The organism is Nonomuraea sp. NPDC001831, from assembly GCF_042892035.1.
In the GTDB taxonomy this organism is placed as follows: domain Bacteria; phylum Actinomycetota; class Actinomycetes; order Streptosporangiales; family Streptosporangiaceae; genus Nonomuraea.
In genome coordinates this window covers 100,765-121,943 of record NZ_JBIATU010000002.1, presented here as the reverse complement: position 1 = coordinate 121,943, position 21,179 = coordinate 100,765, and the positions used below count along the sequence as shown (strand labels likewise).

Here is a 21,179-nt window from a genome sequence, read left to right as displayed (position 1 = left end):
GAATTCCCCTCCGGGGCGAGAGGTTGCGAGGCAAGTGAGAACGCAGAGCGCTGAAGCTTCCGCTGACCGCGAGCCGCACGGGCACCAGAAGCGACGGCTGCCCAAACCTGCTTCTAACAGGTTCGGATTGGGCAATTGGCACGTACGATCGCGCCTCGTGGCGTTGATCGTCGTGCCCACGGCTGTCGCGGTGGGCCTGGGCGGGCTGAACGTGATCACCTCCCTCAGGGACGCCAACACCTACCAGACACTGAGAGAGGTGGCCGAGCTCAGCGAGCAGCTCGGCGCCGTCACGCACGAACTGGCCTTCGAACGGGACGAGACCGCTCTCTACATCGCCCAAGGTCGTCCGGAGAGCCGCGCGGCCCAGCTCCGCACCACCTACAGCGGGGTCGACAACCTCATCGACGAGGCCAAGGTGCGGGCCGGCGCCCTCACCGACACCCACGCCGACTCCGTACGCCCGGTGCTGCGCCGCCTGGAGGAGATCCAGACCCTGCGCGACACCGCCGTCAAGGGCAAGATCCAGCCGCTGCCGATGATCCAGAAGTACTCCCAGATCATCTCCACCCTCCTGCAGTTCCACGACCAGGTGGGACAGGTCGCGGTGGACGACGACATCTCCCACAGCGCCAGCTCCATGGCGGCCATCGCGCGCGCGAAGGAGCAGGCGTCCAAGCAGCGGGGCATCCTGGCCAGCGCCCTGGACAAGAAGAGCTTCGACAGCGGCGAGCTCGACGCGCTCTCCGACGCCAAGGCGCGCGAGGAGAGCGAGGAGACCCTGTTCGCCACCCTCGCCAGCATCGACCAGCTGGAGCTCTACCGGGACACCGTGGTGGGCAGGGACGTCGACCAGACCGACCTGTTCCGGCTGCGGGCCATGGCCCAGTCCGTCGAGGCCAAGCCCCTGAGCATCGGCGTACGGCCGGACAAGGACGTCGGCACCTGGTTCGACGTCAGCACCGGCAAGATCGACGCCCTGCGCAGCGTGGAGAAGTCGCTGGCCTCCTCGGTCATCCTGCGGGCCCGCGCCCTGGAGGAGGCGGCCAACCGGTCGGCGCTGATCTCCGGCGTGCTCATCATGATCCTGCTGATCGTGGTGCTGATCATCATCACCTTCATCGCCCGCTCGCTCATCCGGCCGCTGCGCCGGCTGCGCGGCGAGGCCCTGGACATCGCCGGCAAACGCCTGCCGGAGACCGTGCGGGCGCTCCGCGAGGCGGGGGACGGCAAGGTCGGGCCCGTCCCGCCGATCGGGGTGGACACCCACGACGAGATCGGCGAGGTGGCCCGCGCCTTCGACGAGGTCCACCGCGAGGCGGTCCGGCTGGCCGGCGAGGAGGCGCGGCTGCGCTCGAACGTCAACGCGATGTTCGTGAACCTGTCGCGGCGCAGTCAGACGCTGGTGGAGCGGCAGATCACCCTGATCGACGGCCTGGAGCAGGGCGAGCAGGACGAGCAGCGGCTCGGCAACCTGTTCAAGCTGGACCACCTGGCCACGCGTATGCGGCGCAACAGCGAGAACCTGCTGGTGCTGGCCGGTCAGGACCCGCCGCGGCGCTGGAGCCAGCCGGTCAAGCTGGTCGACGTGGCCCGCGCCTCCCTGTCGGAGGTCGAGAGCTACGAGCGCGTCGTGCTCCAGGTGCCCGACGGCGTCTCGGTGGCCGGCCAGGCCGTCAACGACGTCATCCACCTGCTGGCCGAGCTGGTGGAGAACGCGCTGTCGTTCTCGCCGCGCGAGACCCGGGTGGCGGTGTCGGGCAGCAGGATCGACGGCGGCGGCGTGATGTTGTCGATCACCGACTCCGGCATCGGCATGACCCCCGAGGAACTGGCCCAGGCCAACGACCGCCTCACCGACTCGCCCAGCGTCGACGTGTCGGTCTCGCGGCGGATGGGCCTGTTCGTGGTCGCCAGGCTCGCCCACCGGCACGGCATCAGGGTGCAGCTCCGTCCGCACAGCTCGGGCGGGCTGACCGCCATGGTGCTCGTCCCGGAGAACATGCTCGGCACGCAGCCGCCCGGGTTCGCGGGCATGCAGCCGGCGGCGGCCGAGAGCACGTCCGGGAGCGAGCCGTACGTGGGGCCGCACGCGGCGCCACCGGCCACCGACTGGCCGCCGGTCTCGGCTCCGCCCGAGGCCGACTGGCCCGCGGCCGCCTCCGCCGGCGCCGACTGGCCGCCCGCGCCGCCCGCGCCGGGAGCCGACTGGCCGCAGGCGCCGCTCACACCGGCGGCCGACTGGCCGCAGGCGCCCCCGGCCGCCGGACAGGACTGGCCGCGGCCCACCTACCAGATGGGCCCCGCGCACCCGTCGTACCCGTCGAACCCGGAGGCGGGGGGCAACTGGCCGCAGTGGCCGTCGTCCGACGGCTGGCCCGCCGACCCGCACGGCGGCGGCTTCGACAGCCACGACATCTGGTCGCCGCCGCGCAACAACGGCGATCGCGGGCTGCCCAGGCGTCCCGCGGCCGAGCCCCCGCCGCCCTGGAAGCAGGACGGCCTCCAGCGCCCGCGGCCCGACTTCCCCGAGACCGAGGCGGCGGCCACCGGCCCGATCCCGCCCGTGCCGCCCGCCTCCGCCGGGGACGACTACCTGCCGATCTTCGCCGCCGTCGAGTCGGCCTGGTTCGGGCGCGACGAGGGCGGCTGGGGCTCCACGAAGGCCGACGCCGGCTGGAGCGCGGCTCAGGCGGTGACCGAGCCGGCCCGCGACGGCACGACCGCGGCCGGCCTGCCCAAACGGGTGCCCAAGGCGAACCTGGTGCCGGGCTCGGCCGACACCTCCGCCTCACCCAAGGGCGTGTCCCCGATGCCCTCGGTCTCGCCGGACCGGGTGCGGAACAGGTTGTCCAGCTTCCAGCAGGGCTTCCGGGCGGCCCGCGACGACATCACCGAGGGCAGGGCGTTCCAGCCGGGCCCTCGCGGCTCCTACAACGGTGAAGCCCACAACAGTGACAGAGAGGAGGGCGCATGAACGACCTGAGCCACGCGGCGCGCGGAGTCGACTGGTTGATCACCGACTTCGTCAGCACGGTCCCCGGTGTGGCACATGCGGTGGTCGTCTCGTCCGACGGGTTGCCGCTTGCGGCCTCGTCGGGTTTCCCGGCTGACCGGGCCGACCAGCTGGCCGCCATCGCGTCGGGACTGGTGAGTCTCACGCAGGGTGCGGCCAGGGTCTTCGAAGGCGGTGCGGTCAACCAGACGATCGTGGAGATGCAGCGCGGGCTGATGCTGATCATGTCGATCAGCGACGGCTCGTGTCTGGCGGTCCTGGCGGCTCCCGACTGCGACATGGGGCTGGTGGCGTACCAGATGACCCTGATGGTCGATCGCGCCGGTCAGGTGCTCACTCCGGCGGTGCGGGCCGAGTTGCGCGCCAGCCAGACCAGGTGATGTAGGTGACGGACCAGAGATGGAACAGCGGCGGCTGGGCGCCTCCGCCCAAGCCACAGCCCCAGTCGCAGCTGCACCCCGACCCCGCCTCACCCGTCCGCCCGTACGCGGTGACGGGTGGGCGGACGGCGCCCAGGGTCAAGCTGGCGATGGAGGCCCTGGTGTCGTCGGCGACCGCCGAGCACCGGGAGTTCTCCCACATCACGCCGGAGTACCAGGCGATCAGCCAGCTGTGCAGGCAGGTCAGGTCCGTGGCCGAGGTGTCGGCGCTGCTGCGGATCCCGCTGGGCGTGGTGCGTGTTCTGATCGCCGACATGGCGGCCGAGGGCCTGGTCCGCGTGCATCAGCCACAGCTGGACGCCGGCAGGCCGGACGTTAATCTGCTCGAAAGGGTGCTCAGTGGACTTCGCAGGCTCTAGCCCCGGCTTGACTTCAACGAAGATCGTGGTGGCCGGCGGTTTCGGGGTGGGCAAGACGACGTTCGTCGGCGCGGTCTCGGAGATCATGCCGTTGACCACCGAGGCGGTGATGACCGACGCCTCCGCGGGGATCGACGACCTGGGCATGACGCCCCTGAAGTCGACCACGACCGTCGCGATGGACTTCGGCCGCGTCTCGCTCGACCGTGACCTGATCCTCTATCTGTTCGGCACGCCGGGCCAGCACCGGTTCTGGTTCATGTGGGACGACCTGGTCCGCGGCGCGATCGGCGCGGTCGTGCTGGTCGACACCCGCCGCCTGGCCGACAGTTTCCCCGCGATCGACTATTTCGAGGAGGCGCAGCTGCCGTTCGTGGTGGGCGTCAACGGCTGGGACGGCCAGTACCCGCACAGCGACGCCGAGGTCCGCGACGCCCTCACGCTAGCCCCCCACATCCCGCTCGTCCGGCTGGACGCCCGCTCCAAGGACTCGGTCAAGAGCGCTCTGATCCACCTGGTCGAGCACGCCCTGTCGATCAGGATGGCGGTGCCGGGCTGGAGCGGCGGCGGCTGATCCGGCCCGCCGCCGCCCCTCGTGCTCAGCGCGGCCGGGCCTCGATGAGGCTGGCTCCCGAGCCCAGCTCGACGACCTCGGCCAGGCGCAGGTCCGCCCGGTCGAGCAGTGCCGTGTACTCCTCCCGGCTGCGCTCGGCGCCGCCGTCGAAGATCGCCAGCATCCGCATGTCGATGTCCTTGCCCAGGTGCGGCGCCTCGTCGTCGGGCAGCACCACCTCCAGCACCAGGACGCGGCCGCCGGGGTTCATCGCCCGGCGGACGTTGCGCAGGATCGTGACGGCGTCCTCGTCGTCCCAGTTGTGCAGGACGCTGGCCAGCAGGTAGACGTCGCCGCCCGCCGGCACCTCGGTGAAGAAGTCGCCGGTGACGACCTCGCTCCGCTCGCCCAGCCCCTCGGCGGCCAGCAGCTCCCTGGCCCGGTCGGCCACGTGCTCCAGGTCGAACAGGATGCCGCGCATGTCCGGGTTGGCGTGCAGGACCGTGGCCAGGATGTGGCCCTTGCCGCCGGCCACGTCCACCATGGTCGCGGTGGCCGGGAAGTCGTACCGCTTGGCCAGGCCCTCGGTGAAGGGGATCGCGCGGGCGGTCATGTAGTCGTCGAACAGCTTGCCCGCCCCCGGGTTGGCCGCCAGGTAGTCGTACAGGTGGCCGTAGCGGGCGGCGAAGGCCGAGCCGCCGTCGCGGACGGTCGCGGGCAGGTTGCCCATGGCGTGCCAGAAGCCCTCCTCGCCGAGCATCCGGATCGACGAGCGCACCGAGTCGGGCACGTCCGACCGCAGCGCCGTGCCGCGCTCGGTCAGGTCGAAGGTGTCCGGCCCGGCGCCGCGGACCACGCCCATCCCGGCCAGCTCGCGCAGCACGCGGCGCAGCCTGGGGGCGTCGGCCTCGCAGCGGGCGGCCAGGTCGGCGGTGGTGAGCGGACCGTGGGCGAGATGGTCGGCCAGGCCGAGCTCCGCCATGGTCAGCAGAGCGGCGAAGCGCGAGATGTCGGCCACGGCCCCCCAGAGGAGGTCATCCGAGTGCGGCATGGGGTCCTTCCAGAAGTCAGACGTTGCGGTTGGCCTGCCGGTGCCACACCAGCAGGCGGCGCTCGGCCAGCACGAACAGCGAGTTCACCAGGTAGCCGAGGATGCCGAGCAGGGCGATCGCGGCCCACACGCCCGGCCCGTCGAAGCTGCGCTGGGCCTGCAGGAGCTGGTAGCCGATGCCGTCCGTGCTGCCGAACAGCTCGGAGATCACCATGAGGATCAGCGCCAGCGACAGGCTCAGCCGCAGCCCGGCGAAGATCTTCGGCGAGGCGGCGGGGAGCACGACCACGCGCAGGCGCTGTGCCTTGGACAGGCCGAACACGGTGGCGGTCTCGGTGTAGGTGCGGTCCACGGCCCGGACGCCCTCGATCGTGTTGAGCAGCACCGGCCAGATCACGCCGAACACGATCGTGGCGAGCTGCATGCTGAGCTGCGCGTGCTCGGTGCGCGCGAACAGCGCGACGAACAGCGGCAGCAGCAGCGGCGGCGGGATCGCCCGGCCGAACTCGAACAGCGCGTCCACGTAGTCGGTGGCCGCCTTGGAACGGCCGAGCGCCACGCCGAGCAGCACCCCGAGCAGCGAGGCCAGGATCCAGCCGCTGAACATGCGGCCGAGGCTGGGCAGGATGTTGCCGATCGCGTCCTCGGTGAGGAACAGGTGGGAGACGGGTCCGGAGAACCACATCTGGTACATGCTGGTGACGATGGTGAGCGGCGGCGGGAAGTCGCTGTCGTCGATGAGCCGCCCGAGCAGCTCCCAGACGACCAGCACGACCGGCACCACCCACAGCCTGGACAGCCGCCTCACGACTCCGACGCCCCCATCCGGACGCGGTGCCAGCGGAACAGCCGCCGCTCGCCGGCCAGCAGGACGAGGTTCGCGAACACCCCGAACGCCCCGGCCCAGAACGTCGCCGCCATGATCAGGTCCATCCGGTTGCCGCTGCCCGCCTGGATCGTGTAGACGCCGATCCCGGCCGTGCCGCCGGCCAGCAGCTCGGCGCTGACCGCGAGCACGAGCGCGATGCCGGCCGCGATCCTGATGCCGGTCGCGACGAACGGGGCGGCGCTCGGCAGGCTGACCCGGGCCAGCACGGCCAGGCGGCCGAAGCCGAAGCTGCGCAGGGACTCCTTGGCCAGCGGGTCCACGTCCTGCATGCCGTACAGGGTGTTGATCAGGATCGGCCACATGGACGCGTACACGATGACCGAGACCTTCATCAGGCCGTCCACCGGGATCAGCAGGATCGCCAGCGGGATGATCGCCACCGAGGGGATCGGGCGCATGAACTCCAGCAGCGGCCGGATCGCCCGCTCCACCGGCGGCACCGCCCCCAGCAGCACGCCCAGCGGCACGGCCACGACGATGGCGGCGAGCAGGCCGAGCGCCCAGTTGGTGAGGGTGGTGACCAGGCCCTCCGTGAACACCGGGTCGGCGAGCAGGCGCACGGCTTCGTACAGGATCACGGAGGGCGCCGGGAAGATCACGCCGTCGCTGAGCGCGAAACGGATGACCAGCTCACCGGCGATGAGGAACCCCGCGGCGCCGGCGGCGCCGCGGAGCAGACGCGCGGTGTTCATCAGCTTGCAGGGGCGGCGATGACCGACTTCACGTCGACCGGGCTGGTGAGGTACTTGTACTCCAGCATCAGGTCGGCGACCTTCTGCAGCCGGTTCTCGTTCAGCTCGCTCGGGTACGTGCCGAGCGTGATCACCGAGGCCGTCTTGGCGTCGATCTTGGTGTACTTCGGCAGCGTCTCCTCGATGACCTTGCGGTCACTGGAGGCGAGCTGCTGCGCCTTGGCGATGGCCCGCTGGAAGGCGGCCAGCGTCTTCGGGTACTTCTGCACCCAGTCCTCGGTGGCCATCCAGCCGGCGATGGGGAAGTCCTCCGTCTGGCCGGTCATGGTGTCGGCGAGCTTGCGGAAGCCGAAGGTGCTCTGGTTGGCGGTGATGAAGGGCTCGGTCATCCAGCCCGCGTCCGCCTGCCCGGTGTTGATCGCGTTGCCCTGCTCCGGGAACGGCTTCTCCACGAACTTGACGTCGGTGTCGGCCAGACCGGCCACCTTGAGCTGCGTCTCCACGGCCAGGGTGGCGATGTTCTTGAGGTTGTTGACGTAGATCGTCTTGCCCTTGAGGTCCGACACCGTCTTGATGGGGGAGTCCTTGGGCACCATGATGTTGAACGTGTTCGGCGCGGCCTGGTACATGTCCGCGACCAGCTTGATCTTCTTGCCCTTGCTCACCGCGAGGAAGGTCGAGACGTAGTTGGTCTGCGAGATGTCGAGCGCGCCGCTCTCGATCTGCGGCAACGCCGCCGCGCCACCGGTGATGGTGACCGGCTCGACGGTCAGTCCCTCTTCCTTGAAGAAGCCCTTTTCGTTGGCAAGATAGACCGACACAACGTCGGGCACGGGGAGGGCGCCGACCTTGATGGTGGTCTTCTCCAGGCCCTTGCTGTTGGCCGAGCTCTTCGCGGTCTCGCCGCTGCCTCCGCCGCAGCCGGCAAGGGTGAGCGCCAGAGCCACGCCGACGACAATGGCGTGACCGCGCATAGTGCGTGTCATGGGGGGGTTCTCCTACCAGGGGGAAGTTCCGGAGATCGGCACGGGATGCCGGGCGTGAAGCGTACCGGAGCCGACTTCGGATCTACAGCGCTATGCCGCGTATATGTAGGTTTATCGCGAAAATATGACAAATCAGCGTTGTAGATGTAAATCTGGAGATTAAGTATGTTTAGTGGCGATTTGTCCGTATTGGGACGGTGGTTGCGCTCCGTGTGCACTGGTATGCGACGTGAAGGGAGTGCGATGTGGAACGGTTGAAAACCACCGAAACGTTGGCCTAAGTATGAGGTTTGTGCTCAAATTGGGCCTCGAACTTGCCTGCGATCACTCGTCCGCGTGACGAAGCCGCTGATTCCCCCTGAAGCAGGCCATGGCGAGAGGTTGCCACCAGTGAGGACAACAACGACCGGATCCGGTCGTGGCAGGGCTCCGGACGCCCCGGAAAAGGCCGCGGACGGCGAGGTGCAGCCGGCCCACCCGCCCAAGGCGGGCAGCCCGTTCGCCCTGCGCAACTGGCGCGTGCGTACCCGCCTCATCGCCCTCATCGCCATTCCCACGCTCGTCGCCGTCGTCCTCGGCGCCCTGCGGGTCACGACGTCGATCAACAGCGCGCAGCAGTACCAGGACATCAGCAGCGTGGGGACCCTGGTCGCCCAGCTGGGCGAGCTCTCCCGCGACCTCGGGCTCGAACGCGACCTGGCCACCCGCCACGTCGCCACCAACCGCGGAGCCTCCGACGAGCAGCGGTTGAAGAGCCAGCACGAGATCGTCGACAAGCGCATCGCCAGCACCCTCGAGGCGGGGAAGAAGTCCGAAACGTCGCTGTCCGACCTCGGCAGGAAGTCCCTCGACCACATCCGGATCCGGCTCGGCCAGATCCCCACGATGCGCAAGGCCGTCGCCGAGACCAAGCTCGGCCCGCTGCCCACCAGCGAGAAGTACTCCGAGGTCATCGCCGAGCTGCTGCAGCTCTACGACGAGCTCGGCCAGGGCTCCACGGACGAGGAGATCATCGCCACCAGCGCGGCCCTGCGCGCCGTCGCCCGCGCCGAAGAGGAGGCCTCCAAGCAGCGCGGCCTGCTGACCAGCGCCCTGATCAGGGGCTCGTTCGAGGAACCGGAGTACAACGCCTTCCTCGACGCCCGCTCCCGCCGCAACAGCGAGCGCGACTCCTTCCGCGCCGTCGCCACGCCCGCGCAGCGCCAGTTCTACGACAACACCGTCGCCAGCCTGAAGATCGGCCGAGCCGAGTTCTACGCCAGCCGCGCGGTGCTGCTGCACAACGCCAACCAGTCCCTGCGCCGGCTCGACACCTCGACCAGGGACGACACCGACCAGTGGTTCCAGTCCATCACCGAGACCGTCGAGCGCCTGCACACCGTGCAGAAGTCGCTGTCGGAGCAGATCGCCACCCGAAGCGCCGACATCGCCAGCAGCGACCGGCAGCTCGCCGCGATCAACATCGGCGTCGTGGTGGGCCTGCTCGTGCTGGTCCTCGCGATCACCGCCCTGATGGCCGGCTCGCTGGTGCGCCCGCTGCGCCGCCTGCGCTCGGACGCCCTGAAGATCGCCGGCCAGACGCTGCCCGACCTGGTCCGGCAGCTGCGCAACACCGACGTCAGCCCGGAACAGCTCCAGGTCCCGCCGATCGAGGTCAACTCCAAGGACGAGATCGGTGAAGTCGCCCGCGCCTTCGACGAGGTCCACCGCGAAGCCGTCCGGCTGGCCGGCGAGGAGTCCAGGCTCCGCTCGAACGTCAACGCGATGTTCGTGAACCTGTCGCGGCGCAGTCAGACGCTGGTGGAGCGGCAGATCACCCTGATCGACGGCCTGGAGCAGGGCGAGCAGGACGAGCAGCGGCTCGGCAACCTGTTCAAGCTGGACCACCTGGCCACGCGTATGCGGCGCAACAGCGAGAACCTGCTGGTGCTGGCCGGTCAGGACCCGCCGCGGCGCTGGAGCCAGCCGGTCAAGCTGGTCGACGTCGCCCGCGCCTCCCTGTCGGAGGTCGAGAACTACGAGCGCGTCGTCCTGGAGGTCCCCGAGGGCGTCTCCATCGCCGGCCAGGCCGTCAACGACGTCATCCACCTGCTGGCCGAGCTCATCGAGAACGCGCTGTCGTTCTCGCCGCGCGAGACCCGCGTCCCCGTCTCCGGCAGCAGGATCGACGGCGGCGGGATCATGCTCTCCATCAGCGACTCCGGCATCGGCATGACCGGCGAGGAACTGGTCCAGGCCAACGAGCGCCTGACCGACGCCCCCACCGTGGACGTGTCGGTCTCCCGCCGCATGGGCCTGTTCGTGGTCGCCAGGCTCGCCCACCGGCACGGCATCAGGGTGCAGCTGCGCCCGCACGGCTCCGGCGGCCTGACCGCGATGGTCCTCATCCCCGAGACGCTGCTCGGCGCCCAGCCCGCCGCGGTCGCCGGCGCGGGCGGCAACACCGCCGCCCCGACCGCCCGCGAGGACGCCTTCGCCGCCTCCCAGCCCGCCGCCGGGGCCCAGCAGTGGCCCGGCGCCTCGGGCTTCGGGCTCGCCCCCGGGCACCCGTCCTACCCCTCGTACCCGTCCGAGCCGGCCGGCGGGTCGTGGCCGTCGATGCCGAACTCGCTGCCGTCCTCGATGCAGTCCTCCATGCCGTCCGCGATGCCGTCCGCGATGCCGCAGTGGCCCTCGACGGAGTCGACGAACACCGGCTCCGACTGGCTGCCGGACTCGTCGTCCGACGTCTGGGTGTCCTCGCGCGGGCCGGTCACCGGAGAGCACGCGCCGCCGCAGCGCGGCCTGCCCCCCGAGGAGCCCCGCCCCTGGTCGGCTCCTCCGCAGGAGACGTCGCCCGCCTCCAAGTACGACTACCCCGAGACCGAGTCGGCGGCGACCGGCCCGATCCCCGTCGTCAAGCCCGCCTCCGGCGGGGACGAATACCTGCCGATCTTCGCCGCGGTGGAGTCGGCCTGGTTCGACCAGGGCGAGCCCAGCGCCACCTGGGGCTCGGCCAAGGCCGACGCCGGCTGGAACGCGGCGGCATCCGTGGTGGAGCCCGTACGCGACGGCTCGACGGCGGCCGGACTGCCCAAGCGGGTGCCCAAGGCCAACCTGGTGCCCGGATCGGCGGACACCGCGTCCGCGCCCAAGGGCGTGGCTCCCATGCCGTCGGTCTCGCCGGACCGGGTGCGCAGCAGGTTGTCGAGCTTCCAGCAGGGCTTCCGAGCAGCGCGTGACGACATCAGCGAGGGCAGGACCTACCAATCCGGCCCGAGGAACGACAGTAGGGAGGAGGGCGCGTGAATGACCTGAGCCACTCGGCGCGCGGAGTCGACTGGTTGATCACCGACTTCGTCAGTACCGTCCCGGGGGTCGCGCACGCGGTGGTCGTGTCATCCGACGGATTGCCGCTCGCGGCATCGTCGGGTTTCCCGCCTGACCGGGCCGACCAGCTGGCCGCCATCGCGTCGGGACTGGTGAGTCTCACGCAGGGTGCGGCCAGGGTCTTCGAAGGCGGTGCGGTCAACCAGACGATCGTGGAGATGCAGCGCGGGCTGATGCTGATCATGTCGATCAGCGACGGCTCGTGTCTGGCGGTCCTGGCGGCTCCCGACTGCGACATGGGGCTGGTGGCGTACCAGATGACCTTGATGGTGGATCGCGCCGGTCAGGTGCTGACCCCGGCGGTGCGCGCGGAGCTGCGCGCCAGCCAGACCAGGTGATGTAGGTGACGGATTCCTGGAACAGCGGCGGTTGGGAGCCCCAGCCGCCGGTCAGCTCGGACCCGGCCTCGCCGGTCCGCCCGTACGCGGTGACGGGCGGGCGTACCGCGCCCAAGGTCAAGCTGGCCATGGAGGCCCTGGTCTCGTCGGCGACCGCCGAACACCGGGAGTTCTCCCACATCACCCCCGAGTACAAGGCGATCAGCCAGCTCTGCCGTCAGGTGCGGTCGGTCGCCGAGGTGTCGGCGCTGCTGCGGATCCCGCTCGGTGTGGTGCGTGTTCTGATCGCCGACATGGCGGCCGAGGGCCTGGTACGGGTGCATCAGCCGCAGCTGGATGCGGGTAGGCCGGACGTCAACCTGCTGGAAAGGGTGCTCAGTGGACTTCGCAGGCTCTAGCCCCGGTCTGACCTCGACGAAGATCGTGGTGGCCGGCGGCTTCGGCGTGGGCAAGACGACGTTCGTCGGCGCGGTCTCGGAGATCATGCCGCTCACGACGGAGGCCGTCATGACGGACGCCTCCGCCGGCATCGACGACCTGGGCATGACGCCGCTGAAGTCGACCACGACCGTCGCGATGGACTTCGGCCGCGTCTCTCTCGACCGCGACCTGATCCTTTACCTGTTCGGCACGCCCGGACAGCACCGGTTCTGGTTCATGTGGGACGACCTGGTCCGCGGCGCCATCGGCGCCGTCGTGCTGGTCGACACCCGCCGCCTGGCCGACAGCTTCCCCGCGATCGACTATTTCGAGGAGGCGCAACTCCCCTTCATCGTGGGGATCAACGGCTGGGACGGCACGTACGCCCACAGCGACGCCGAGGTCCGCGACGCCCTCACGCTGGCCCCCCACATCCCGCTGGTGCGTCTCGACGCCCGCCAGAAGGACTCGGTCAAAAGCGCTCTGATCAACCTCGTCGAGCACGCGTTGACCGTCCGGATGGCCGTGCCAGGCTGGAGCGGCTAGGAGAGCGGATAGGCTGAAGTCTTAGACGTACATTCGCTTCGAGGACTGGCCAACCACGTGTTCGAGACGCTTTCCGACCGGCTGACATCGGTCTTCTCCTCCCTCCGATCCAAGGGTCGGCTGTCCGACGCCGACATCGACGCCACCACCCGCGAGATCCGCATCGCCCTGCTCGAGGCCGATGTCGCGCTCCCGGTGGTCAAGGCGTTCGTCGCCCAGGTCAAGGAGCGCGCCCGCGGCGCCGAGGTCTCCCAGGCGCTCAACCCGGCGCAGCAGGTCGTCAAGATCGTCAATGACGAGCTGATCGAGATCCTCGGCGGCGAGACCCGCAGGCTCCGCTTCGCCAAGACCGCGCCGACCGTCGTCATGCTCGCGGGTCTCCAGGGCGCCGGTAAGACCACCCTGGCCGGCAAGCTGGCCCGGTGGCTGCGCGAGCAGGGCCACGCGCCCCTGCTGGTCGCCGCCGACCTCCAGCGGCCCAACGCCGTGCAGCAGCTCCAGGTCGTGGGCGAGCGCGCCCAGGTCGCCGTCTTCGCGCCCGAGCCGGGCAGCGGCGTCGGCGACCCGGTCGACGTCGCCCGCCGCTCGATCGACGAGGCCCGGCGGCTCAACCACGACATCGTCATCATCGACACCGCCGGTCGCCTGGGCATCGACCAGGAGATGATGAAGCAGGCCGCCGACATCCGCGACGCGGTCCGCCCCGACGAGGTCCTGTTCGTGGTCGACGCCATGATCGGCCAGGACGCCGTCACCACGGCCCAGGCGTTCATGGACGGCGTCGGCTTCGACGGCGTCGTGCTGACCAAGCTCGACGGCGACGCCCGCGGCGGCGCCGCGCTGTCGGTGCGGCACATCACCGGCCGCCCGATCATGTTCGCCTCCACCGGCGAGAAGCTGGAAGACTTCGACGCCTTCCACCCCGACCGGATGGCCTCCCGCATCCTCGACATGGGTGACATCCTCACCCTGATCGAGCAGGCGCAGAAGACGTTCGACGAGGAGCAGGCCGCCAAGATGGCGGGCAAGCTCACCTCGGGCGAGAACTTCACGCTCGACGACTTCCTCGAGCAGATGATGATGGTCCAGAAGATGGGCCCCATCAAGAACCTGCTCGGCATGATGCCCGGCATGGGGCAGATGCGCGACCAGCTCAACTCCATCGACGACCGCGACCTCGACCGCATCGCCGCCATCATCCGCTCGATGACGCCCGGCGAGCGGCAGGACCCGAAGATCATCAACGGCTCCCGTCGCGCCCGCATCGCCGCCGGCTCCGGCGTCACGGTCAGCGCCGTGAGCAACCTCGTCACGCGCTTCTTCGAGGCGCAGAAGATGATGAAGCGGGTGGCCGGGGGCATGGGGCTGCCGGGCATGCCCGGGGGGCGCGGGAAGGCGTCCAAGGCCCAGAAGAAGGCCAAGAAGGGGCGGCGCGTCAGCGGCGACCCGCGCAAGGCGGGCCTGGAGAAGTCGGCGTCATCGTCGCCCGACGGCGAGGGCGGCGCGCCCAAGGCCGGGGGAGTGCTGGGGAACCTGGGCGGCAAGCTGCCGCCGGGCCTCGAACTGCCGCCGGGCTTCGACCCGTCGAAGCTGAAGCTGCCCGGGCAGTAACAGCACCGGCCGGGGCGGGCACGACCCCTGACTCCGCCCGCCCCCGCCCGCCCCGCCCGCACGTCCGCCCGGCTTGGCTGTGCGCCTGCCAGGTTCGCTGCGTCCGCCTGCGGGGCCTGCGTCGGTGGCCCCTGCTCCGGCGGTCTTGGTGCTGGTGGTTTCGCCGTCGCTCTTGCTCGCGTCGGCCCTTGCCGCACTGCCCCCTGCTCGCGCCGGCTCCATGACGGTGGTCCGCGCGTCGGGGGTGCGTCGCTGTTCTCCGGTGCGTGCGCGTTCGTCCGAACGGGAGCGCGCCCGGGACCGTGGTCGGTCACCGGGCGCGCGGATGTGAGGCCGTTCGGCCTGCTCTAACGGCAGAGGAGCAGCCACTGCAGAGCGGGGTCCATGAGGAGCCAGCCTGAGGCGGCGGGTACGGGCATCCACATCGGCAGGCCGGTGAGCGGCGACGTCTGGGTCATCCAGGCGTCTTCGGGCGCCATGCCGAAGTCGCCGTCGTGGTCGGGCCAGTGGTGGCCGCTCGGGCCGCCGTGGTGGTGCGGATCATGCGGGTTGTGCGGCCATCCGCACGGGGGCCAGTAGCTCTTGTCGTGTCCCTTGTGCGGCTTGTGCGGCCGGTGAGTGCAGTCAGGGGTGGGCGTCGGGCTGGGCGTCGGAGTCGGGTTCGGCGTGGGCGTCACTGTCGGGGTCACCGTGGGTGTCGGCGTCACTGTCGGCGTCACTGTAGGCGTGGGCGTCACTGTGGGTGTCACGGTCGGCGTCACGGTGGGTGTGGGTGTGACGGTCGGGGTCACGGTGGGCGTGGGCGTCACCGTGGGGGTGACGGTCGGCGTCACGGTCGGTGTGGGTGTCACGGTCGGGGTCACCGTGGGTGTCACGGTGGGCGTGGGTGTGACCGTGGGCGTCACGGTGGGCGTGGGCGTCACGGTGGGCGTCACCGTGGGCGTCGGGGTCACCGTGGGCGTAGGAGTGACGGTGGGCGTGGGCGTCGGGGTCACCGTGGGTGTGATCGTGGGTGTCGGGGTGGGCTGGTTGGGGACGCAGTTGACCTCGACCCGCCCGATCACGACCTCGGTCAGCGGCCCCTGGTAGATGGTGGCGCCGTCCTCGCTCCGCAGGTCAGCCGAGATCGAGATCGTCATGTCCGCCTCGGCGGAGGTCGCGTCGTTCGTCGTGGCGTTGTCGGTTCTGGTCACCGTCAGGAACGACAACGCCACACCCGGGTAGCCGAGTTGTTCGCCCGTCGCGCGTACCTGGGTGGTCCCCGCCTCGATGGGCACGCCAAGCACTGTGACGGACCCGGGCGTCACCAGGGTGGACGCCATCGCCGGAGCCGGCGGCGTGCACCGCGCGTGCGTGGAGACGTTCCCCGTGACGAGCAGCGGCTCGGAGGCGTTCGGGTTGAGAAAGAGGTTGTCGACGACCAATGAGGCGCTGGCCTCCCAGACGTCGGGCGCATCGAGGCCGCTCGCGTTGAGCTGTTCGTTGGCGAGGTCGGTGAACTGGGTGACGTTGTCGGGGTCGCTCCAGTCACCGTTGTCGACGCCCGGGTCGGGCCCCACGGAGGCGGTGCCCCAGGTGCCCGAGAAGCCGGGCTGGCCCACGTCGGGGATCTCGGTGATGGTCAGGGTCATACCGTTGGCGTTGGCGAACTCGCCCGCCGCGGCGGTGGCCGTGAGCCCGAACAGGGCGCCGGTGAGCAGGACGGACGCGCCGGCGGTAAGCACTCGCGCGCGCGTGAGCAGCGGATGGGTCGTGGTGGTCACCCACCCATTCCGCAGGGAAGTTGATCAAGTCGGGCGAGGTGACACGCGCCCCTTGCCGAGCCTTTGCCGCGGCCTGCCGGGACAGGTCGAAGGCACTGTCCGCGGTCTGGCAGAATGACATGTTGGAACATCGTGACCAGGTGGGTGCCCTCTCATCTCCTGCCGGCCACGCCTGTCCCTGGAACGTCCTCTCATCGTGCCCCACTCGATGAGGTGCCGTTCACCCACGCTCGAATGCAGGAGAGACCACACCAGTGGCAGTCAAGATCAAGCTCAAGCGGCTCGGCATGATCCGCAACGCTCAGTACCGAATCGTCGTCGCCGACAGCCGCACCAAGCGTGACGGCCGGGCGATCGAGGAGATCGGCCTGTACCACCCGAAGGAAAACCCTTCGCGCATCGAGGTCAACGCCGAGCGTGCGGCCTACTGGCTGGGTGTCGGCGCGCAGCCGACCGAGCCGGTGCTCAAGCTGCTCAAGCTCACCGGTGACTGGCAGAAGTTCAAGGGCGAGGCCGCCCCGGCGCCGCTGCTGGTCGCCGAGCCCGCGCCCGACCGTCACGCCCTCTACGAGGCCGCGGCCAAGGAGGCGCTGTCCGGTGGCGACACCGGCACGGCCGCCACCACGGCGCCCAAGCGTGCCAAGAAGAAGGAAGAGGCTGAGGCCGCCCCCGCCGCCGAGACCCCGACCGAGGGCGAGGGCTGACGTGCTCGAGGAGGCTCTCGAGCACCTCGTTAAGGGCATCGTCGAACATCCCGACGATGTCCGGGTCCGCGCTCGCCGCATTCGCAGCGGGCGCGTCCTGGAGGTCCGGGTGCACCCCGAGGACCTGGGCAAGGTCATCGGACGCGGCGGGCGCACCGCCAAGGCGCTGCGCACCGTTGTGAACGCCCTGGCCGACGGGAAGTACGTACGGGTCGATCTGCTCGACCTGGACGAAGCAGTCCGTTAGCGTCAGGAATTCGCGCCCTCATCGGTCCCGAAGGGGCTGATGGGGGCGCTTGCGTTAGGAGAAGGTGGGTTTACGTGCAGCTGGTCGTCGGCCGGATAGGCCGTCCGCACGGTGTACGCGGCGAGGTGACCGTGGAGGTGCGCACCGACGATCCCGAGCTGCGCTTCGCCGAGGGCGTGGCCGTCGCGACCGACCCGGCGAGCGCGGGGCCGCTCGTGGTCGAGAGCCGCCGCTGGCACAAGGGCGTGCTGCTGATCGCGTTCGAGGGCGTGCACGGCCGCGACGCGGCCGAGGAGCTCCGGGGCACCATGCTGGTCATCGACTCGGCCGACGTGGAGTCGTCGGACGACCCGGACGAGTTCCACGACCACCAGCTCGTCGGGCTGGCGGTGGAGACCGTGTCGGGCGAGCCCGTCGGCGAGGTCACCGACGTGCTGCACCACGGCCAGGACCTGCTGGTCGTGCGCCGGCGCGGGCAGGACGACGCGCTCATCCCGTTCGTCAAGGCCCTGGTGCCCGAGGTCGATCTGACGGGCGGGCGCCTGGTCGTCGACCCGCCAGAGGGCCTGCTGTGATGCGCCTCGACATCATCTCCATCTTCCCCGAGTACTTCGCCCCGCTCGACGTCTCGCTGATCGGCAAGGCGCGCGAGCGCGGCACCCTCGACGTACGCGTCCACCAGCTCCGCGACTGGGCGCACGACGTGCACAGGACGGTCGACGACACGCCGTACGGCGGCGGTCCCGGCATGGTGATGAAGCCCGAGGTCTGGGGCGAGGCCATCGACTCGGTGATCGGCGACGGCGCGCCGCGGGTCGTCGTGCCGACGCCGAGCGGGCGGCCGTTCACCCAGGAGATGGCTCAGGAGCTGGCCGCCGAGCCGTGGCTGCTGTTCGCCTGCGGGCGTTACGAGGGCATCGACTCGCGGGTCATGGCCGAGTACGGCGCCCGGCTGCGCGTCGACGAGGTCAGCATCGGCGACTACGTGCTGGCCGGCGGCGAGGTCGCGGTGCTGGTGATGGTCGAGGCCGTCGGCAGGCTGCTGCCCGGCGTGCTGGGCAACGCCCAGTCGGCCGTGGACGACTCCTTCGCGCCGGGTTCGATGCAGAACCTGGTCGAGGGCCCGGTCTACACCAAGCCGCCGGTCTGGCGCGGGCACGAGGTGCCCGCGGTGCTGCTGTCCGGACATCACGGAAAAGTCGCCCGATGGCGACGGGACGAGGCGCTCCGGCGTACGGTGCGGAACCGGCCGGAACTGGCCGCGGCACTCGATCCCGAGACGCTCGACAAGCACGACAGGAAGCTGCTCGACGAGCTCTCGTTTCGCGTCCGGCCGGAAGATGTGGCAAACTGAATCGCTGCCGACCATCACACGGTTGGTCCGTCATGCCCGGGTAACGGTCCCGGGTTCATCAAATCAGCAAGCGTGTCCGCCGCGAGCTCCGGCCGGGTGGACCTCCGCGTGCTCGCGAGGACTTGAGGACAGCTCTCATGCACACGAAGATCCAGGAGCTCGAGAAGGCGACCCTTCGGAGCGACGTCCCGGCGTTCCGCCCCGGTGACACGCTCGAGGTCCACGTACGAGTCGTCGAAGGCAACCGCTCCCGTATCCAGGTCTTCAAGGGCTTCGTGCTGCGCCGGCAGGGCAGCGGCGCCCGCGAGACCTTCACGGTCCGCAAGGTCAGCTACGGCGTCGGCGTCGAGCGCACCTTCCCGGTGCACAGCCCGGTCATCGAGAAGATCGTGCTCGTGACCCGCGGTGACGTGCGTCGCGCCAAGCTCTACTACATGCGCGACCTGCGCGGCAAGGCCGCCCGTATCCGCGAGAAGCGTGAGACCGCGCCCGCGAAGTAACCCCAATCTTTTCCGAAAGGCCCGTGCACCGCACGGGCCTTTCGGCTTTGCGGGGCCATTTCCTTTATGTGGAGCGACTCGTGCGTGGGTGTAACGTCGGTCGAGGCTTGTCGAGCCGTTCCATCATCTAGGCTCGTCAGCGATGACAAGCGAAGACCAGGAGTACGGCGCTTCGCGCCGCCCTGTCGAGGACGAGGTGGACGTGGTCGCCGAAGAGACTCAGAAGCCGGCAAAGGGCGACAAGGAGAAGAAGGGGTCGTTCTGGAAAGAACTTCCCGTTCTTGTCGTTGTGGCCCTCGTGCTGGCCCTGATCATCAAGACGTTCGTGATCCAGGCCTTCTACATTCCGTCGGAGTCCATGGAGAACACCCTGCTCAAGAACGACAGGGTCCTGGTCAACAAGCTCGTCTACCACACCCGTGACATCGAGCGCGGCGACGTGGTCGTCTTCTCCGGCGTCGACTCCTGGGACGGCGAGTTCGAGGTCGAGGAGCCGTCCAACCCGATCGCGGCCTTCTTCCGCTGGGTCGGCACGGCCTTCGGCGTCGTCCCCGGCGAGAAGGACTACATCAAGCGGGTCATCGGCGTGGGCGGCGACCACGTCAAGTGCTGCGACTCCAAGGGGCGCATCACGGTCAACGGCACGGCCATCGACGAGGAGAGCTACCTCTATCCGGGCAACGTGCCGTCCGACAGGTTCTTCGACATCACCGTGCCGCCCGGGCGGCTGTGGGTGATGGGCGACCACCGTTCCGTCTCGCTCGACTCCCGCTCGCACACCGGCGACCAGGGCGGCGGCTCGATTCCCGAAGGTCAGGTCATCGGCCGGGCCTTCGTGATCGTCTGGCCGTTCAACCGGGCGGGCGTGTTGTCCATACCTGACACCTTCGCGCAGCCCGCGCTTCAGGCACTTGGAGGCTCCGTACCGCTGGTGGCCGGGTTCGGGCTGGCCGTACCCTTGGTCCTGGTTCGTCGGCGCCGGTTGGGGAGGAAGCGCTGATGGCCGTCACCAAGAAGGCGGAGGGCGTGGCCAAAGAGAAGAAAAAGGGCGGTTTCCGGGAGACCGTCCTGCTGCTGGTGCTCGGCGTGGGCATCGCGTTGTTGCTCCAGGCGTTCGTGATCGGGTCGTTCTACATCCCGTCGGAGTCGATGGAGAACACCCTGCTCATCAACGACCGGGTCTTCGTCAACAAGCTGGCGGGCGATCCCGAGCGCGGCGACATCGTGGTCTTCAAGGGCTGGCGCACCGGCGAGGACACCATCAAGCGGGTCATCGGCGTCGGCGGCGACAAGGTGGTGTGCTGCGACTCCAAGCACCGCATCAGCGTCAACGGCACGCCGCTCGACGAGGAGTCCTACCTCTACCCCGGCGACTTCGGCGGTGGCGACAAGTTCAGCGTCACCGTCCCGGCCGGCAAACTGTGGCTGATGGGCGACCACCGCACCGCCTCGGCGGACTCGCGCGCGCACATGGACGAGCCCGGCGGCGGCTTCATCTCCGTCGACGACGTGATCGGCAAGGCGGTCGTCCGCTACTGGCCGCTGTCGCGCGGCTACCTGTTCTCCACGCCCGAGACTTTCGACAAGGTCAAGTAAGGGGCTTTCGGTCGCGGTTTGCGGCGAATGGGGCGTACGCTTCGAGTGTCATGACAGTTGCGTTCCGCCCACGACCGAGCGTCGTCCGGCGCGATTCCGGACTCTACGCCTACGAGCGGGCGCTGGCCCGCCGTGGGCTGACCCCGATCGCGGGCGTCGACGAGGCGGGCCGTGGCGCCTGCGCCGGACCGCTGGTCGTCGCGGCCGTCGTCCTGCGCAGGGAGATCGACGGTCTCGGTGACTCCAAGTTGCTGTCTCCGCTGGTGCGCGAGCGTCTGTACGACCGCGTCGTCGCCACCGCCCACGTGGGCGTCGTGGTGATCCCGGCCGCCGAGATCGACGCCCGGGGGCTGCACAGGAGCAACATCTCCGGAATGCGGCGGGCTGTGGCGCAGTTGCCATGTGATCCGGAGTACATCCTCACGGACGGCTTCCCGGTGCCCGGCATGCCCGCGCCGTCCCTGGCGGTGTGGAAGGGGGATCAGGTGGCCGCCTGCGTGGCGGCCGCGTCGATCGTGGCCAAGGTGACGAGGGACCGCCTGATGGTCGAGCTGGATCGAAGGTTCCCTCAGTACGGTTTCGCCGAGCACAAGGGGTATGTCACGCCAGGACACCGTTTGGCACTGGAGAGACATGGCCCGTGCCCTGAACACCGTTACTCCTTCGTCACGGTGGCCAGGGGCATGGGTGAAAATGAGATGGGGGCCGGGGTTGCCTGAGCAGGCGAACCGGGGGACCGGTACGA

The 21,179-nt window shown here is 69.7% G+C and carries 22 protein-coding genes; 17 read left to right on the top strand and 5 right to left on the bottom strand.

The window, feature by feature from the left end:
* Nucleotides 1-157: 157 nt before the first annotated feature.
* The 4 genes from ACFYYW_RS06100 (at nucleotide 158) to ACFYYW_RS06085 (ending at nucleotide 4,389) form a co-directional block, all read left to right on the top strand.
* The gene (locus ACFYYW_RS06100) at nucleotides 158-2,977 is read left to right on the top strand and encodes a nitrate- and nitrite sensing domain-containing protein (RefSeq protein WP_364389037.1); all 2,820 of its coding nucleotides are present in this window, start codon (nucleotides 158-160) and stop codon (nucleotides 2,975-2,977) included.
* On the top strand, nucleotides 2,974-3,396 hold the full coding sequence (locus ACFYYW_RS06095) for a roadblock/LC7 domain-containing protein (protein ID WP_020546542.1): 423 nt from the start codon (nucleotides 2,974-2,976) through the stop codon (nucleotides 3,394-3,396). The genes ACFYYW_RS06100 and ACFYYW_RS06095 overlap by 4 nt, the downstream gene beginning before the upstream one ends.
* Nucleotides 3,397-3,467: 71 nt before the next feature.
* The gene (locus ACFYYW_RS06090) at nucleotides 3,468-3,815 is read left to right on the top strand and encodes a DUF742 domain-containing protein (protein ID WP_352350491.1); all 348 of its coding nucleotides are present in this window, start codon (nucleotides 3,468-3,470) and stop codon (nucleotides 3,813-3,815) included.
* 7 nt (nucleotides 3,816-3,822) lie between these two features.
* Nucleotides 3,823-4,389, top strand: coding sequence for an ATP/GTP-binding protein (locus ACFYYW_RS06085; protein ID WP_352329408.1), 567 nt, complete (start codon nucleotides 3,823-3,825; stop codon nucleotides 4,387-4,389).
* A gap of 25 nt (nucleotides 4,390-4,414) precedes the next feature.
* Here the strand turns inward: ACFYYW_RS06085 and ACFYYW_RS06080 are convergent, their stop codons facing one another.
* From ACFYYW_RS06080 to ACFYYW_RS06065, 4 genes are read right to left on the bottom strand one after another with little or no spacing between them, the layout of a single operon-like run.
* On the bottom strand, nucleotides 4,415-5,419 hold the full coding sequence (locus ACFYYW_RS06080; protein WP_352329410.1) for a methyltransferase: 1,005 nt from the start codon (nucleotides 5,417-5,419) through the stop codon (nucleotides 4,415-4,417).
* Nucleotides 5,420-5,435: 16 nt separating this feature from the next.
* On the bottom strand, nucleotides 5,436-6,227 hold the full coding sequence (locus ACFYYW_RS06075; RefSeq protein WP_352329412.1) for an ABC transporter permease subunit: 792 nt from the start codon (nucleotides 6,225-6,227) through the stop codon (nucleotides 5,436-5,438).
* On the bottom strand, nucleotides 6,224-7,000 hold the full coding sequence (locus ACFYYW_RS06070; RefSeq protein WP_358283732.1) for an ABC transporter permease: 777 nt from the start codon (nucleotides 6,998-7,000) through the stop codon (nucleotides 6,224-6,226). The genes ACFYYW_RS06075 and ACFYYW_RS06070 overlap by 4 nt, the downstream gene beginning before the upstream one ends.
* Nucleotides 7,000-7,986: an ABC transporter substrate-binding protein gene (locus ACFYYW_RS06065; protein WP_352329415.1), complete on the bottom strand. Its 987-nt coding sequence runs from the start codon at nucleotides 7,984-7,986 to the stop codon at nucleotides 7,000-7,002. The genes ACFYYW_RS06070 and ACFYYW_RS06065 overlap by 1 nt, the downstream gene beginning before the upstream one ends.
* Nucleotides 7,987-8,448: 462 nt before the next feature.
* On the opposite strand from ACFYYW_RS06065, the gene ACFYYW_RS06060 reads away from it, so the two are divergent.
* The 5 genes from ACFYYW_RS06060 to ffh are packed head-to-tail and all read left to right on the top strand — an operon-like array spanning nucleotide 8,449 to nucleotide 14,270.
* Nucleotides 8,449-11,274: a nitrate- and nitrite sensing domain-containing protein gene (locus tag ACFYYW_RS06060; protein ID WP_364416886.1), complete on the top strand. Its 2,826-nt coding sequence runs from the start codon at nucleotides 8,449-8,451 to the stop codon at nucleotides 11,272-11,274.
* A complete protein-coding gene (locus tag ACFYYW_RS06055) occupies nucleotides 11,271-11,693 on the top strand; it encodes a roadblock/LC7 domain-containing protein (protein WP_364389029.1) in 423 nt (140 codons plus the stop codon). The genes ACFYYW_RS06060 and ACFYYW_RS06055 overlap by 4 nt, the downstream gene beginning before the upstream one ends.
* A 5-nt stretch (nucleotides 11,694-11,698) precedes the next feature.
* Nucleotides 11,699-12,091, top strand: coding sequence for a DUF742 domain-containing protein (locus ACFYYW_RS06050; protein ID WP_352350303.1), 393 nt, complete (start codon nucleotides 11,699-11,701; stop codon nucleotides 12,089-12,091).
* A gap of 7 nt (nucleotides 12,092-12,098) precedes the next feature.
* Nucleotides 12,099-12,659, top strand: a complete 561-nt coding sequence (locus ACFYYW_RS06045; RefSeq protein ID WP_352350493.1) for an ATP/GTP-binding protein — start codon at nucleotides 12,099-12,101, stop codon at nucleotides 12,657-12,659.
* Nucleotides 12,660-12,716: 57 nt separating this feature from the next.
* Nucleotides 12,717-14,270, top strand: coding sequence for a signal recognition particle protein (gene ffh / locus ACFYYW_RS06040; RefSeq protein WP_352329499.1), 1,554 nt, complete (start codon nucleotides 12,717-12,719; stop codon nucleotides 14,268-14,270).
* Between the two features lie 347 nt (nucleotides 14,271-14,617).
* On the opposite strand, the gene ACFYYW_RS06035 is transcribed toward ffh, so the two are convergent.
* Nucleotides 14,618-16,033, bottom strand: coding sequence for a hypothetical protein (locus ACFYYW_RS06035; RefSeq protein ID WP_387645701.1), 1,416 nt, complete (start codon nucleotides 16,031-16,033; stop codon nucleotides 14,618-14,620).
* Between the two features lie 254 nt (nucleotides 16,034-16,287).
* On the opposite strand from ACFYYW_RS06035, the gene rpsP reads away from it, so the two are divergent.
* From rpsP to ACFYYW_RS05995, 8 genes are all read left to right on the top strand, one after another.
* The gene (rpsP, locus tag ACFYYW_RS06030) at nucleotides 16,288-16,737 is read left to right on the top strand and encodes a 30S ribosomal protein S16 (protein WP_352329496.1); all 450 of its coding nucleotides are present in this window, start codon (nucleotides 16,288-16,290) and stop codon (nucleotides 16,735-16,737) included.
* A gap of 1 nt (nucleotide 16,738) precedes the next feature.
* Nucleotides 16,739-16,984: an RNA-binding protein gene (locus tag ACFYYW_RS06025; RefSeq protein WP_020546537.1), complete on the top strand. Its 246-nt coding sequence runs from the start codon at nucleotides 16,739-16,741 to the stop codon at nucleotides 16,982-16,984.
* A 74-nt stretch (nucleotides 16,985-17,058) separates the two neighbouring features.
* Nucleotides 17,059-17,559, top strand: coding sequence for a ribosome maturation factor RimM (rimM, locus tag ACFYYW_RS06020; protein WP_358283744.1), 501 nt, complete (start codon nucleotides 17,059-17,061; stop codon nucleotides 17,557-17,559).
* Nucleotides 17,559-18,338 carry a tRNA (guanosine(37)-N1)-methyltransferase TrmD gene (gene trmD / locus ACFYYW_RS06015; RefSeq protein WP_387645697.1) on the top strand — a complete coding sequence of 260 codons (780 nt, stop codon included), beginning with the start codon at nucleotides 17,559-17,561 and terminating at the stop codon, nucleotides 18,336-18,338. Before rimM ends, trmD begins: the two co-directional genes overlap by 1 nt.
* A 137-nt stretch (nucleotides 18,339-18,475) precedes the next feature.
* Nucleotides 18,476-18,838, top strand: coding sequence for a 50S ribosomal protein L19 (gene rplS, locus ACFYYW_RS06010; RefSeq protein WP_352329490.1), 363 nt, complete (start codon nucleotides 18,476-18,478; stop codon nucleotides 18,836-18,838).
* Between the two features lie 142 nt (nucleotides 18,839-18,980).
* On the top strand, nucleotides 18,981-19,838 hold the full coding sequence (gene lepB, locus ACFYYW_RS06005) for a signal peptidase I (RefSeq protein ID WP_364389018.1): 858 nt from the start codon (nucleotides 18,981-18,983) through the stop codon (nucleotides 19,836-19,838).
* Nucleotides 19,838-20,434, top strand: a complete 597-nt coding sequence (lepB, locus tag ACFYYW_RS06000) for a signal peptidase I (RefSeq protein ID WP_352330985.1) — start codon at nucleotides 19,838-19,840, stop codon at nucleotides 20,432-20,434. Before lepB (ACFYYW_RS06005) ends, lepB (ACFYYW_RS06000) begins: the two co-directional genes overlap by 1 nt.
* Before the next feature lie 50 nt (nucleotides 20,435-20,484).
* Nucleotides 20,485-21,153, top strand: coding sequence for a ribonuclease HII (locus ACFYYW_RS05995; protein ID WP_364416892.1), 669 nt, complete (start codon nucleotides 20,485-20,487; stop codon nucleotides 21,151-21,153).
* Nucleotides 21,154-21,179: the final 26 nt, after the last annotated feature.